Source organism: Pantoea sp. XAF26B01_ASV70, assembly GCF_054512635.1.
On sequence record NZ_CM137251.1, the window covers coordinates 3,893,612 to 3,906,573 of the forward strand.

Annotated in this window: 13 protein-coding genes; 3 read left to right on the plus strand and 10 right to left on the minus strand. The window is 55.4% G+C overall.

Annotation, left to right across the window (positions count from 1 at the left end; translation table 11 throughout):
• Positions 1–100: 100 nt before the first annotated feature.
• A complete protein-coding gene (gene dusA, locus ACX8ZY_RS18420) occupies positions 101–1,093 on the minus strand; it encodes a tRNA dihydrouridine(20/20a) synthase DusA (RefSeq protein ID WP_459260502.1) in 993 nt (330 codons plus the stop codon).
• A gap of 107 nt (positions 1,094–1,200) precedes the next feature.
• Positions 1,201–2,451, minus strand: a complete 1,251-nt coding sequence (locus ACX8ZY_RS18425; protein WP_052271203.1) for a conjugal transfer protein TraF — start codon at positions 2,449–2,451, stop codon at positions 1,201–1,203.
• A 450-nt stretch (positions 2,452–2,901) separates the two neighbouring features.
• On the opposite strand from ACX8ZY_RS18425, the gene zur reads away from it, so the two are divergent.
• Positions 2,902–3,423, plus strand: a complete 522-nt coding sequence (gene zur / locus ACX8ZY_RS18430) for a zinc uptake transcriptional repressor Zur (protein ID WP_010252202.1) — start codon at positions 2,902–2,904, stop codon at positions 3,421–3,423.
• Positions 3,424–3,496: 73 nt separating this feature from the next.
• Here the strand turns inward: zur and ACX8ZY_RS18435 are convergent, their stop codons facing one another.
• The 4 genes from ACX8ZY_RS18435 to ACX8ZY_RS18450 all read right to left on the minus strand — a co-directional run bounded on the left by ACX8ZY_RS18435 (position 3,497) and on the right by ACX8ZY_RS18450 (position 6,388).
• Positions 3,497–3,709: a CsbD family protein gene (locus tag ACX8ZY_RS18435; protein ID WP_033770834.1), complete on the minus strand. Its 213-nt coding sequence runs from the start codon at positions 3,707–3,709 to the stop codon at positions 3,497–3,499.
• 167 nt (positions 3,710–3,876) lie between these two features.
• Positions 3,877–5,199, minus strand: coding sequence for an MATE family efflux transporter DinF (dinF, locus tag ACX8ZY_RS18440; RefSeq protein ID WP_033759527.1), 1,323 nt, complete (start codon positions 5,197–5,199; stop codon positions 3,877–3,879).
• 100 nt (positions 5,200–5,299) lie between these two features.
• The gene (lexA, locus tag ACX8ZY_RS18445; protein ID WP_010252231.1) at positions 5,300–5,914 is read right to left on the minus strand and encodes a transcriptional repressor LexA; all 615 of its coding nucleotides are present in this window, start codon (positions 5,912–5,914) and stop codon (positions 5,300–5,302) included.
• Between the two features lie 105 nt (positions 5,915–6,019).
• Complete coding sequence (locus ACX8ZY_RS18450) at positions 6,020–6,388, minus strand: diacylglycerol kinase (protein WP_010252234.1); 369 nt, start codon at positions 6,386–6,388, stop codon at positions 6,020–6,022.
• A gap of 128 nt (positions 6,389–6,516) precedes the next feature.
• Here ACX8ZY_RS18450 and plsB point away from each other — a divergent pair, with 128 nt between their 5' ends.
• Entirely contained in the window at positions 6,517–8,940 is a 2,424-nt protein-coding gene (plsB, locus tag ACX8ZY_RS18455) for a glycerol-3-phosphate 1-O-acyltransferase PlsB (protein ID WP_010252237.1), read from the plus strand.
• A 63-nt stretch (positions 8,941–9,003) separates the two neighbouring features.
• Here plsB and ubiA read toward each other — a convergent pair whose 3' ends face one another.
• The 4 genes from ubiA to ACX8ZY_RS18475 form a co-directional block, all read right to left on the minus strand.
• The gene (gene ubiA / locus ACX8ZY_RS18460; protein WP_154209916.1) at positions 9,004–9,840 is read right to left on the minus strand and encodes a 4-hydroxybenzoate octaprenyltransferase; all 837 of its coding nucleotides are present in this window, start codon (positions 9,838–9,840) and stop codon (positions 9,004–9,006) included.
• A 58-nt stretch (positions 9,841–9,898) separates the two neighbouring features.
• Positions 9,899–10,411 (minus strand): chorismate lyase, encoded by a 513-nt coding sequence (gene ubiC / locus ACX8ZY_RS18465; protein ID WP_459260506.1) that lies wholly within the window; start codon positions 10,409–10,411, stop codon positions 9,899–9,901.
• Between the two features lie 86 nt (positions 10,412–10,497).
• On the minus strand, positions 10,498–10,908 hold the full coding sequence (gene psiE / locus ACX8ZY_RS18470; protein ID WP_031591808.1) for a phosphate-starvation-inducible protein PsiE: 411 nt from the start codon (positions 10,906–10,908) through the stop codon (positions 10,498–10,500).
• A 71-nt stretch (positions 10,909–10,979) separates the two neighbouring features.
• Positions 10,980–11,687 carry a UTRA domain-containing protein gene (locus ACX8ZY_RS18475; RefSeq protein WP_010672207.1) on the minus strand — a complete coding sequence of 236 codons (708 nt, stop codon included), beginning with the start codon at positions 11,685–11,687 and terminating at the stop codon, positions 10,980–10,982.
• Between the two features lie 206 nt (positions 11,688–11,893).
• Here ACX8ZY_RS18475 and ACX8ZY_RS18480 point away from each other — a divergent pair, with 206 nt between their 5' ends.
• Positions 11,894–12,955 carry an ABC transporter substrate-binding protein gene (locus tag ACX8ZY_RS18480; RefSeq protein WP_010252250.1) on the plus strand — a complete coding sequence of 354 codons (1,062 nt, stop codon included), beginning with the start codon at positions 11,894–11,896 and terminating at the stop codon, positions 12,953–12,955.
• The last annotated feature ends 7 nt before the right edge of the window (positions 12,956–12,962 follow it).

Consider the following 12,962-nt stretch of genomic DNA (forward strand, 5'->3'; position numbering starts at 1 on the left):
TAAGAGATAAACATAAGAGCGCAATCTGGTGAGAAAAACCACATAATGGCGTAAAAAAAACCAGCATTCAGAGCTGGTTTTTTCGGGTTCAGGTGAGGCGTCAGGCTTCCTGCGGGATTTTATCGGCGACCAGCGCCAGCGCCGCCTCCAGCACACGGACATCGGCACCGGGTTTGTGGGCATTTTCACTCAGGTGGCGTCGCCACTGGCGGGCGCCCGGGATCCCCTGGAACAGACCCAGCATATGGCGCGTGACATGTCCCAGATACGTCCCCTTTGCCAGTTCCGCTTCAATATAGGGATACATGGCGCGCACCACTTCAACCGGGTTCGCCGCCGGATGCTGACGACCAAACAATGTCTGATCGACCTGCGCCAGAATGCCGGGGTTTTGGTAGGCTTCACGTCCCATCATCGCGCCGTCAAGGTGTTGCAGATGGATCTGTGCCTCTTCCAGGGTTTTCACGCCGCCATTGAGGGCGATAGTCAGTTGCGGAAAATCGCGTTTCAGCTGATAGACGCGGGGATAATCCAGCGGTGGAATCTCGCGGTTCTCTTTCGGGCTGAGGCCGGAGAGCCAGGCTTTACGCGCATGAATGATAAATGTCTCACACTCACCGCGTCCCGCCACCGTGCCGATAAAATCGGTCAGGAATTCATAGCTGTCCAGCTCATCGATACCAATGCGGGTTTTCACCGTGACCGGAATTGAAACCACGTCGCGCATCGCTTTAACGGCATCTGCGACCAGATTCGCCTCGGCCATCAGGCAGGCGCCGAAACGGCCATTCTGCACCCGATCAGAGGGACAGCCGACATTAAGATTCACTTCATCGTAACCGCGCTGCTCTGCCAGCTTCGCGCACTGCGCCAGTGCCGCCGGATCGCTACCGCCAAGCTGCAACGCGACCGGATGCTCAGCCTCACTGTAAGCCAGGTAATCCCCTTTGCCATGAATGATTGCGCCCGTAGTCACCATTTCGGTGTAGAGCAGCGTGTCACCGGTCAACTGGCGATGAAAATAGCGACAGTGACGATCGGTCCAGTCGAGCATAGGGGCGATAGAGAAACGTTGCGAAGAGAAATTAGGCATGAAGCGCAGACAATCCGGTAATTAAGGGGTGATGGAATTCTGTGCAAGGATAACACAAGGGCGGGCGATAGTGCATCGCCCGCCCCCGAACAGTCTGATTAACGCGCTTAGAAGTTAAAGCCCAGCTGCATCATCGCGCCCCAGGTGTTGTTAGCACCTACAGAGCCCGCCAGATCCAGATGGACGGCTTTGTTAAACGGTGACAGACCAAAACCGGCCGTAGCGACATTTTCGTCGTTAGAACGCATGTCCGCACGATAACCTGCACGCAGCTGCAGCCAGTCAAGTACGCGGTATTCCGCACCCACTGCCGCATACTGGCTGTTATCCTGAGTTTTGAAGCGTTTGGTTTCAGTCAGATCCACATCGCCCGTCACGGTAAACGGACCTTTATCCCAGGCCAGACCGGTGGTGACCAGCGGGCGAATCTGGTAGGTGTCGCGGAAACCATTGACCTCTTTGGTCTGCAGATCGCGTGAAACCAGGTTCTGTCCGGTTACACCCAGCGTCCAGTTTTCAGCAAAGGTGGTCGCCAGACCGGCATCAACGTTAAAGCCGGTGTCGGTGCTGCGATACTGGCTGTTATTGATGTCACTTTTGTCGTAGTTGTAAATGCTGGCGGTGTAGTTATAGAGCCAGGTTTTCTGCACTTTCGGTGTGACGCCTACCGATACTGGCTGACCAGCGATGGTGAACTCATGCGCCACCGCAACACCATAATCGGTGACCAGCGCCGCTAAGCCATTAGCGCTGGAGCGCAGGTTATTTTGATCGCCAGGACGAGGAAGCACTGTGCCGTTAGCCACACCGCGCAGATAGTCGATATCGCTCTGGACCACATTGGCACGCACGTGCGCTGAGCCATAGGCTTTGGTGATAAAGGCGAAAGGCAGCGTCTCGTCAGGGATAGTGACGGCCAGGGCAACCCCGGCGTTACCGTCCGCTTTGTTGCCGCGTAAATCATTTAGCTGGTTGGCGACATCGCCTGAGGCGGCGCGCACTTCAGGATAGCCACGCAGATAATCAGCGAAGGTTAAATTACTGAGCACGTCACGGTAGCGATCCACGGTGTCCGTAATATCATCCACTTTATCTATCAGCTTATCTTTGTCAGTCACCTGAATGCCCGCTGAGGGAAAAATAATGCTGACGCTATCGTCGGGTTTGGCGCGTGTCATTAATGCCGGGTTCGCCAGCACTGCGGAGCCATAAAGAGAAGATGCTACGCCGGTGCCGCCCATGGCGTCATTACGTGCATCATACCAGGTCCCTGCCGCCATGGCGGAAGAAGAAAGGAAAAGCGCGGTCGTTGCAGCCGTGTAGATCAGCGCTGAACGTTGAGCGGATTTTTTCACCATTTGCCTGCCATCACCTGAGAAATTGCCATTGAAACATTCAATGACTGAATAGTTTGTTAGCCCTATTGTGAACCCTGGCTAACGCGTTATTGCTGTGAATTCAAAGGAAACAGTGTCTTAATTCAAAGGATTGGACGTTTTCCAATCAAAAAACCGTTGTAATTGTTCAAACTGCATTGGGATATTTCAAATAATGCCAGACTTTTCTTAAGTCTTTCTGAACATTACTTCTTAACTCAGTGAGATGCAAAGCAAAATGCCAACAAATTCCGCTTCAGGTGGATTCAGAATGGATCTGATTTGTCGTCAGATTTGAGATAGAAGACGGCTTAAATTCTGAATATGCTGCTTTATCAGGCAAATGATGCTGTTTTTTCAGACGAAAACCAACCTCAGCGCCGCGAAACTATGTGTGATAAAATAACATCACTTATCCAGCGGAGAATTTTCATGACAAACATGACGTCGCAGCAAATTTTGATTCAGGCCGAAAAGATGTGCCTGCAGCGCGGTGTGCGTCTGACTTCGCAGCGTGCTGAAGTGTTGCGCCTGATGGCCGAGCAGCCTGGCTCGATCAGCGCCTACGATCTGCTGGATCAACTCCGGGTCAGCGAGCCACAGGCCAAGCCACCCACGGTTTACCGGGCGCTCGATTTCCTGCTGGAGCAGGGTTTCATTCATCGGGTGGAATCCAACAACAGCTACGTCATGTGTCACCATTTTGAGGCACCAGCACATACATCGGTGATGCTGGTCTGTGACCGCTGTGCCGCCGTTACAGAGAAGCAGGCGCAGGGCGTAGAGAAGATTATTGCTGGTCTGGCAGGTGAAGCGCAGTTTGCATTACGCCATAGCGTGATTGAAGCGCATGGTTTATGTGAAAATTGTGCTGCGGTTGAAGCCTGTACGCACCATGAAAGCTGCGAGCATGACCATCAGGATGAGGGTAAAAAGCGGGGGAAACGCGGGTAATCGGCACATCCTTGTGCGGTTCCGGTGAGGGCCCACCGGAACACATTCAGCTGATTATCAAGCTATTGTCTGATTACCAGCGGTGATCTTTGTTCTGACCTTCCCAGTCGCTTACTTCGCGCTCGGCTTCATCTTTGGTAGAGCCGTAACGCTCCTGGATTTTACCGACCAGCTGATCGCGTTTACCTTCGATAACCTGCATATCATCGTCGGTCAGCTTGCCCCATTTCTCTTTCATTTTGCCTTTGAACTGCTTCCAGTTGCCGCTTGCTTCGTCTTTATTCATGGCAGACCTCCAATCCTCGGGTTTTAATGATTATCTTGCTACTTAACAAAATAACGATACAAAGCGCTGGTTAACTGCGCTGCATAGAGTTAATTGTAGTAGCCAATTTCTTAACCGTGGAATAATACAGAATAATCCGTATCGGCTTGCGTGCAGCCACGGCTGACTCAGGCATCAAACCAGCTGTTCTGACGCCAGTGCTTACGCCAGATGAGCCACAGCGACAGGCCTCGCAGCGCCAGGAAAACCGTGACTGCCAGCCAAAGACCATGGTTACCCAGCACCGGTACGCTAAGCAGCGTCAGAAAATAGCCGGCTGCGGCAACTACCATGCTGTTACGCATCTCGCGCCCGCGCGTCGCCCCGATGAACATGCCATCCAGCAGATAACACCAGACACCGATCAGCGGCATAATCATCTGCCAGACCAGATAGCGGTCCGCTGTCTGCTGGAGTGACTGAAGAGAGGTCAGCAGGGTAACGATTTGCGGGCCAAAAATGGCATAGATCAGCGAGAAGAACAGCGCCACCACCACCGCCTGCCGACAGGCAGAGTGCCAGACGCGCAGGAGTTTGCTGCCATCTTTTGCACCATGCGCCTCACCCGCAAAAGCTTCAACCGCATAGGCAAAGCCATCCAGCGCGTAAGCCGTAAAAGTGATGAACATCAGTAATACTGCGTTAACCGCCACCACATCCGGACCCAGCCGGGCACCCAGTACGGTCAGCGAGGCGAAACAGAGCTGCAGCATCAGAGAGCGCAGCATGATATCCCGGTTCAGTCGCAGCAGCCGGCCGCTGTCACCGCGCCAGCTCTGCTTCAGCAGGCTAAGCGTAATTCCGCGCAGTTTTAACACCCGCCAGACCATGATGCTGCCGACACCCAGCGTAATGTATTCCGCCAGCGCCGTGGCGGTTGCCGCCCCCGCGACACCCCAGTGCAGCCCCATCACCAGCCAGAGATCGAGCACGATGTTAACCAGGTTGCCCACCACCAGCAGGATCACCGGCGCGCGTGCATACTGCACGCCCAGCAGCCAGCCCAGAATGACCAGGTTTGCCAGCGTGGCAGGCGCACTGAGCCAGCGAATCTGAATAAACAGTGCCGCCTGTTCGAGTACATCGGGATTGCCGCCAACCAGATGGGTCGACAGCTGAATAATCGGATAACGCAAAGCGATGAACAGTACGCCCGCCAGCAGCGCAATGATCAGCGGCTGAGTCAGCGCGCGTGCCAGCGCCATTTTATCGCCCGCGCCAAATGCCTGCGCCGTAAGGCCAGTGGTACTCATTCGAAGGAAAAGCAGCAGCATAAAGAGGAAGCTGGTCACTGTAGTCCCGACCGCAACCCCGCCAAGATAGACAGGGCTGTCGAGATGACCAATTACTGCAGTATCGACCACTCCAAGTAAGGGAACGGTGATATTTGAAAGGATCATCGGCAGCGCAAGCCGCCAGAGATTTTTATCGGTTGCCGTAATAAAGCGCATTCGCCGTTCCGTGCTCAGTGTCGCTGCGCAAAAGAGGCAGCGACAAAATTAGGGCAGACAGAATAGCATCAGAGAAGGCGAATGCACGCTGGCAGAAGAATCAGAGCCACTCACCGTTGCGCACCACGCCAACAGCCAGACCTTCTATGGTCAGTGACTGCGCACGGGTATCGACAACAATCGGGTCAAAATCGCTGTTTTCCGGCAGCAGATGCACGATAGCACCCTGCTTTTTCCAGCGCTTAACGGTGACTTCATCATCAATGCGGGCAACCACAACCTGGCCGTTACGCACATCCTGGGTTTTATGCACCGCGAGCAGGTCGCCATCCATAATCCCGATATCTTTCATCGACATTCCGCTGACGCGCAGCAGGAAGTCAGCAGACGGCTTAAACAGGCCCGGATCGACCTTGTAGTGGGTTTCGATATGTTCCTGCGCCATGATCGGCTCACCGGCAGCAACCCGGCCAATCAGCGGTAGCCCTTCTGAGGCTTCTTCTTCCATTAACAGTCGAATGCCGCGCGATGCACCGGAAACGATCTCGATGACGCCTTTGCGCGCCAGCGCTTTCAGATGCTCTTCTGCCGCGTTCGGCGAACGGAAGCCCAGCTGCGCGGCGATCTCGGCACGCGTAGGCGGCATGCCCGTTGAAGAAATATGGTCGCGAATCAGGTCATAGACCTGCTGCTGCCTGCTGGTTAATGCTTTCATCCCGCCCCCTGGTTGTTTATACAGTCGCTGTGAGTATATACAGGTATTGGTGAAATGGAAACCGATTGTCAGGGAAAACGCGCCCTCAGACGCGTTATGGAAGGCTTATCGCAAATGTGTCCAGAGCAGCGCGATCCAGACGAAGAGTGCCAGTAAGATGCTGATCAGCACCGCCGCCGAGCCCATGTCTTTTGCCCGGCCCGCCAGCGGATGATGCTCCTGACCGATGCGGTCGACCACTGCTTCAATGGCGCTATTGAGGATTTCAACAATGACCACCAGCACCACCGCCCCAATCATGAGGATGCGGGAGACCACATCGACATCCAGCCAGCACGCAATAACAATAGCGGCCAGCGCAGCCAGCGCTTCCTGCCGAAACGCCGCTTCATGTTGCCAGGCGGCACGCAGTCCCTGCCATGAGTAACCTGCAGCTTTTACTATTCTGATAAGTCCGGTGGCATTATTTGCCATGATGTGGGAACCCTTTCATCGGATTGACGTCAATGTCTGGGCTGCGTGCAATTGGCACCACCACAGATCTTCGCTGCGCTTTCTGGTATGCTTGCGGCGCTTTGCTAACAAGAGGCTTCATGTTGTCTATGTCAGGTTGGCGTAAACTCTATTACAAACTGCTTAATTTACCACTGTCGTTTTTGGTAAAAAGTAAGGCCATTCCGGCCGATCCCGTGTCTGAACATGGTCTGGATCCGACCCGACCTATTATGTATGTTTTGCCTTACGATTCGAAGGCCGACTTACTGACTTTACGCGCACAGTGTCTGCGGCATCATCTGCCCGACCCGCTCACTCCGCTGGAGATTGATGGTTCTCTGCTGCCGCGCCACGTCTTTATCCACAATGGCCCTCGCGTCTTCCCCTATTTTGTGCCCAGCGTTGAATCCGTGAAAATTTTTCACGATTACCTGGACCTGCATCGCAATAACCCTAAGCTGGATATTCAGATGCTGCCGGTCACGGTGATGTTTGGCCGCGCACCAGGACGTGAAGTCCAGGGCGAAGCAACGCCACACCTGCGGGTGCTGAACGGGGTGCAGAAGTTTTTTGCGGTGATCTGGCACGGGCGCGACAGTTTTGTCCGCTTCTCGCCGACGGTGTCGCTGCGCCGCATGGCAACTGAACACGGTACGGATCAGTCGATCGCCCAGAAGCTGGCTCGTGTGGCGCGCATTCATTTTGCCCGCCAGCGGCTGGCGGCGATTGGCCCGCGCTTGCCGGCGCGTCAGGATCTGTTTACTCGTCTGCTGCAATCCAAAGCGATTGAAAAAGCAGTAGAAGATGAAGCTCGCAGCAAAAAAATCTCCCATGAGAAAGCGCAGCAGAACGCCGTCGAAATGATGGAGGAGATTGCGGCAAACTTCTCCTATGAAGCCATCCGCGTAACTGACCGCGTGATGGGCTGGCTCTGGAGTCGGCTCTATCAGGGCATCAACGTCAATGGCGGCGAAAAAGTCCGCCAGCTGGCGCAGGATGGCCACGAGATTGTCTATGTGCCGTGCCATCGCAGCCACATGGATTATCTGCTGCTCTCCTATGTGCTCTATCATCAGGGACTGGTGCCGCCGCACATCGCAGCCGGGATCAATCTCAACTTCTGGCCAGCCGGCCCGATTTTCCGTCGCCTGGGCGCTTTCTTTATTCGTCGTACCTTTAAAGGCAACAAGCTCTACGCCACGGTATTCCGCGAATATCTCGGCGAGCTATTCACCCGCGGCTATTCGGTTGAGTACTTTGTCGAAGGTGGCCGTTCACGAACCGGTCGCCTGCTGGACCCTAAAACCGGCACCTTAGCCATGACGCTGCAGGCGATGCTGCGCGGCGGAAATCGCCCCATCACGCTGGTGCCGATTTACATCGGCTATGAGCACGTGATGGAAGTGGGCACTTACGCTAAAGAACTGCGCGGCGCGGCGAAAGAGAAAGAGGGCTTCATGCAGATGGTGCGCGGCTTACGCAAGCTGCGCAATCTCGGTCAGGGTTACGTGAACTTTGGCGAACCCCTGCCGCTGGTCAACTATCTCAATAAGCGGGTGCCGGAATGGCGCGATGCCATCGATCCGATTGAGCCGCAGCGTCCCAGCTGGTTAACCCCAACCGTCAACGATATTGCTGCCAGCCTGATGGTGCGTATCAATGAAGCGGGCGCGGCTAACGCCATGAACCTCTGTGTCACCGCCCTGCTGGCGTCACGTCAGCGCTCACTAACCCGTGAACAGCTGATTGAACAACTGGAGTGCTATACCCAGTTGCTGCGCAACGTGCCTTACTCGCCAAATGCGACCGTACCCGATCTCTCAGCGGAAGCGCTGCTGGATCACGCCATGGGTATGAATAAGTTTGAGAGTGAAAAGGACAGCATTGGCGACATCATCATTCTGCCGCGAGAGCAGGCGGTGCTGATGACCTACTATCGCAACAATATTCATCATATGCTGGTGATGCCGTCGCTGATTGCCGCCATTGTTCAGCAGCATCAGACGCTGAGCGAAGCAGAACTGCTGCGTCAGGTGAGCCTGATCTACCCGATGCTGAAGAGTGAGCTGTTCCTGCGCTGGCAGACTGATGAGCTGCCGCAACTGCTGACCGAACTGAGTCAGGAGCTGGCGCGTCAGGGCCTGATTACGCTCGAAGCTGGCGAATTGCGCTTTTCCTCAGCGCGCTATCGCACGCTGCAACTGCTGGCCGCCGGTGTGCGTGAAACACTGCAGCGCTATGCTATTACGTTCTCCATTCTCAGCGCCAAGCCGACGATTAACCGCGGTACGCTGGAGAAAGAGAGCCGGACGCTGGCACAGCGTCTGTCGGTGCTGCACGGTATCAATGCCCCGGAATTCTTCGACAAAGCGGTCTTTACCTCACTGGTCCTGACCCTGCGCGATGAAGGGTATATCAGCGACAGCGGTGATGCCGATGTTGCGCAGACCCTGGCGACCTGGCATATGCTGGCAGACCTGGTCACCAGCGATGTCCGTATGACGATTGAAACCGCTGTGGCGCACGACTGACCCCAGCGCGCATAGTAAAAAGGCGACCTCATGAGGTCGCCTTTTTTGTGCCTGAATCCTCTGTCAGAACAGCTGGCTGAACGGCGGGGTGTTCATCAGCACACCGAGGAACAGCACCATTCCGACATAGTTGTTATTGAGAAAAGCCTGGAAACAGGGTTGCCGCTCGCGTCCGGCGATCAGCTTCTGTTGATAAACAAACAGCGCGGCGGCCAGTAATAGCGTCCAGTAGAAGGCGCTGTTCAGATGCAGCATGAGGCCAACCAGCGCCATCAGCAGCAGCGTCGCCAGTTGCAGCAGACCAATGATTAGCTTGTCGAAACGGCCAAAGAGAATCGCGGTCGACTTCACGCCAATCTTCAGGTCATCATCCCGATCCACCATCGCATACTGAGTGTCATAGGCGACCGTCCAGCAGATGTTGGCGATAAATACCAGCCAGCAGACCAGAGGTAAGGACTCACTAACTGCGGACCATGCCATGGGAATGGCCCAGCCAAAGGCAGCACCCAGCACTACCTGCGGCAGGTGGGTATAACGCTTCATAAAGGGATAGACCCAGGCCAGCGCCAGCCCCACCACTGAGAGCATAATCGTCATCATGTTCATGGTCAGCACCAGCGCAAAAGCCGCCAGAGCCAGGATCACGAACAGCAACTTAGCCTCTTTTGCACTCACCGCGCCGCTGGCCAGTGGCCGATGCTTCGTGCGTTCGACATGACCGTCTACTTTGCGATCGGCGTAGTCATTGATCACACAACCGGCCGCACGCATCACGATGACACCGGCAACAAACACCGCCAGCACCGGCAGCGGCGGGATCGCCATGTCAGCCAGCCATAATGCCCAGAGCGTTGGCCACATCAGCAGCAGCGTACCGATCGGCTTATCGATACGCATCAGGCGCGTGTAGGCCCGCCATTTATTTATACTTAAGCTATTTTGCACCACAGGATCCTCAGACCAGATCGCGATAGAGCGGCGATGCCGGTAAAAACAGTTCAGTCAGCAGCAGCGGTTTGCCGGAGAGACGCAGGCGTGAACGTCGTCCCCACAATCCCTCCACCTGCCCCGGCTCAATAAAATCGCGGGTCAGCGTTGAAGAGGAGAAGAGATAGCGACCCAGCGGCCGGGTGCCCAGCTGCTGCAGCATCGCTTCTGGCCCGTTAAGGGTGCTTTCCGGCACCAGCGTACGGCCAGCCAGCCAGGGCTGATCGTCGCCGAAAAGCAACACTTCGCGCAGCCAGAAGCGTTGATCGTCTGGCAACAAGCTCTTTTCATCACCCAACTCGCTGGCGTCGATAAAGCCTTCACGCAGCGGCTGAACCGTGACCCGCTGACAATGTTGTTCAAAACGGCGCGTCATTGAATCCTCCTCCATCAGCCAGTCGAGCAATGGCGGCGCAAGGGTTGCCTGCGACGGAGAAAGCCAGTTGAGCGCACGTAATAAGCTGAGCGCGTCTTGCGACATAGCACCACTCCCAATAATTTTCAGGACGCTAGTTTAGCGCAGAGACGCGATGCGAACACCTGCCGTCATGACAGACGGCAGGGGGATTACTCGCGTTTCAGGCGGTTGCTGTTTGCCAGCCACAGGGTGACCACCAGAATCAGAATCGCCGCAGAGTAACAGAGCGTATCGAAGGGATTTTTATGGTCGACGATAATCAGGCGGATAATTGCCGTGATACCGATATAGACAAAATAGCGCAGCGGAAAGTGATATCCCGACTGAAAGTACTTAACAATCAACGCAATAAATTCGAAGTAGAGGAAATAAATGACAATTCCCTCAATCAACAGATAGGAGGATGACTGCTCGCTGGTGTTAAACAGTACGTTTGCCAGATGGATAGTTTCTTTGCCTAAAAAGACGATCAGGATGATCGCCAGACTCAGCAGACCCAGATTCAGCACCCATTGCAGTACCGTTGCAAGGTGGCGGGCCAAAGGATTTTTGTCACTCATGTTGCGCCTTAAAAAAGGAGTTGTTAGCGCGCGGTATCATGCGCGAGTGTGACGCAAATCACAATAACTCCTCAGGCCTCCACATCAACACAGAGCGCATCGTAACGCCAGTATTCACAGTCGCAATCAATCACCTCTTTTTGCTGGTTGCGATTGATGCGGGTGATCAACAAACCAGGGCTGCCCGGTGCCACATTCAGCATGGGTGCGGCGACCTCCGGCAGCGGGCCGGGCAGGATGGTGAAGCGCGCGCCGCCGTAACGAATGCCGTAGCGCTGGTCATAGAGATCGGTCAGTGAGCGGGTCAAATCTTCATCAAGCAGACCAGGGAAAAAACGCGGATTGAGGTAGTGTTCAACATAGAGCACCGCACGCCCGTCGATGCGCCGCAAACGGCGGATGCAGTACACCGCCGAACCGGATGCCAGCCGCAGCGCCGTCGCCACGCTGTCGTGCGCCGCGACCTGTTCGGCGGCGATGACCTCGGTAGCCGCCTGCCGTCCCTGCTCCATTGCCATGGCATGAAAGTGGCTGTGATGCAGCGGGTTATAGATCAGCCGCGGCGGTGCGATAAACCAGCCGCGACGCAGTTCCCGGTAGATCATCCCCTGGGCTTCCAGCTTGCCCAGTGCTTCCCGAAGGGTAATCCGGGTCGTGCTGAACGCTTCGCTTAAGGCACGCTCCGCCGGCAGTCGCCCGGCGCTGAACTCTCCGGCCTGAATACGCGTCAGCAGGACGCTGGCGATCGCATCCGCCGTTTTGAGTGCTATCGACTCCACAACAGTAGCCTCATTTTGGTGCGACTCCGCACTCTTACTGTTCAGGTAAACGCGCCTGTGACAGGCGAACGGGTCACATCTTTCATCGCCCATCCCCCGCACAGCGCCGCCCTGTCATAAATCGTTCATATACAGGGGCTACATTGGCTCGGTTCTTGCTGGACTAGACCAGCCAGGCCCATCAACTTACACCCGGAGCAACTGAGATGAAAGCGTTTATCGCCTCTGTAGTAGCCAGTGCTGTAGTGCTCACCCTGCCCGTTGCGCAGGCCGCCGATAACGACCTTGCCGCACTGGAAAAAGCGGCACGCAGTGAAGGCCAGGTCAACAGCGTCGGGATGCCGGATAGCTGGGCTAACTGGAAAGATACCTGGAACGACATCAGCAGCAAATATGGCCTTAAGCACAGCGATACCGATATGTCATCGGCGCAGGAGCTGGCGAAATTCGATGCAGAAAAAGAGAACGCCAGCGCTGACATCGGTGACGTGGGTGCCGCCTTTGGCCCGATCGCTGTCGCTAAAGGTGTGACCCAGCCCTATAAACCCACTCACTGGGATCAGATTCCGGCCTGGGCAAAAGATAAAGATGGCCACTGGGCGCTGGCCTATACCGGCACCATCGCCTTCCTGATCGACAAGCAGCAGGTTAAAGATATCCCCCACAGCTGGGCCGATCTGAAAAAAGGTAAGTATGTGGTTACTATCGGTGACGTCGGCGTGGCAGCTCAGGCGGCTAACGGCGTACTGGCGGCAAACTACGCCTTAGGTGGCGATGAGAAGAACCTGAAACCGGCGCTGGCTTTCTTTGCCGATCTGGCCAAACAGGGTCGTCTTGGCGTTACCGATCCGGTGATTGCCAATATCGAAAAAGGCGAAGTGCAGATGGCGGTGGTGTGGGACTTTAACGCCCTTAACTACCGGGACCAGATCGACAAAAACCGCTACGAAGTGGTGATCCCGTCTGATGGCTCCGTGACCTCCGGCTACACCACCGTCATCAACAAATATGCGAAACACCCTAACGCCGCAAAACTGACGCGCGAATATATCTTCTCAGACCAGGGACAGATCAATCTGGCGAAGGGCTATGCCCGTCCGATCCGTGCTGAACATCTGACGCTGCCAGCGGACGTTCAGGCTCGCCTGCTGCCGCAATCTGAATATAAAAATGCCCGTCCGGTGAAGGATCAGGCTGCCTGGGATAAATCGTCGAAAATGCTGCCGCGCCTGTGGCAGGAAAACGTCATCATCAACATGCAGCAGTAATTCGCGG

Bases quoted from the DNA above. Each gene is read 5' to 3' on its own strand.
- dusA (WP_459260502.1), bottom strand. From the start codon at position 1,093: ATGCCTAATTTCTCTTCGCAACGTTTCTCTATCGCCCCTATGCTCGAC.
- ACX8ZY_RS18425 (WP_052271203.1), bottom strand. From the start codon at position 2,451: ATGGTGAAAAAATCCGCTCAACGTTCAGCGCTGATCTACACGGCTGCA.
- zur (WP_010252202.1), top strand. From the start codon at position 2,902: ATGACAAACATGACGTCGCAGCAAATTTTGATTCAGGCCGAAAAGATG.
- ACX8ZY_RS18435 (WP_033770834.1), bottom strand. From the start codon at position 3,709: ATGAATAAAGACGAAGCAAGCGGCAACTGGAAGCAGTTCAAAGGCAAA.
- dinF (WP_033759527.1), bottom strand. From the start codon at position 5,199: ATGCGCTTTATTACGGCAACCGATAAAAATCTCTGGCGGCTTGCGCTG.
- lexA (WP_010252231.1), bottom strand. From the start codon at position 5,914: ATGAAAGCATTAACCAGCAGGCAGCAGCAGGTCTATGACCTGATTCGC.
- ACX8ZY_RS18450 (WP_010252234.1), bottom strand. From the start codon at position 6,388: ATGGCAAATAATGCCACCGGACTTATCAGAATAGTAAAAGCTGCAGGT.
- plsB (WP_010252237.1), top strand. From the start codon at position 6,517: ATGTCAGGTTGGCGTAAACTCTATTACAAACTGCTTAATTTACCACTG.
- ubiA (WP_154209916.1), bottom strand. From the start codon at position 9,840: ATGCGTATCGATAAGCCGATCGGTACGCTGCTGCTGATGTGGCCAACG.
- ubiC (WP_459260506.1), bottom strand. From the start codon at position 10,411: ATGTCGCAAGACGCGCTCAGCTTATTACGTGCGCTCAACTGGCTTTCT.
- psiE (WP_031591808.1), bottom strand. From the start codon at position 10,908: ATGAGTGACAAAAATCCTTTGGCCCGCCACCTTGCAACGGTACTGCAA.
- ACX8ZY_RS18480 (WP_010252250.1), top strand. From the start codon at position 11,894: ATGAAAGCGTTTATCGCCTCTGTAGTAGCCAGTGCTGTAGTGCTCACC.